This window comes from Candidatus Skiveiella danica (assembly GCF_022705245.1).
GTDB lineage: Bacteria > Pseudomonadota > Gammaproteobacteria > Burkholderiales > Burkholderiaceae_C > Skiveiella > Skiveiella danica.
Genome location: NZ_JAKJEW010000130.1, coordinates 1 through 285, shown reverse-complemented (window position 1 = coordinate 285; position 285 = coordinate 1). Strand labels below are relative to the sequence as shown.

Below are 285 nucleotides of genomic sequence, written 5' to 3'. Positions count from 1 at the left end.
ATGACGATCAGCATGCGATCGGACACCTCACGAGCGAGCTGGGCGAGGCGCGATGCATACTCGCGGCCGGCCGCGCGATCATGGATGGAGCACGGCCCCACGATCAGGAGAAAACGCCGGTCCTTGCCGCGGAGAATATCGCGTATCTCGGCGCGGGCTTGGGTGATAAAATCAGCCTGGGATTCCGTCTTGGGCAACTCCGCGAGGAGCGCCGCCGGGGACGGCAGCGGACGGGTTTCGACGACATTGATATCCGAGGTTTTTTGCACAGCCGGTCACGGTGAA

At 62.8% G+C, this 285-nt stretch carries 1 pseudogene; it reads right to left on the bottom strand.

Going from position 1 to position 285, the window contains the following annotated elements:
• Positions 1-269, bottom strand: a pseudogene (locus ACMUOY_RS20465) (3-deoxy-7-phosphoheptulonate synthase); the annotation flags it as partial.
• Positions 270-285: the final 16 nt, after the last annotated feature.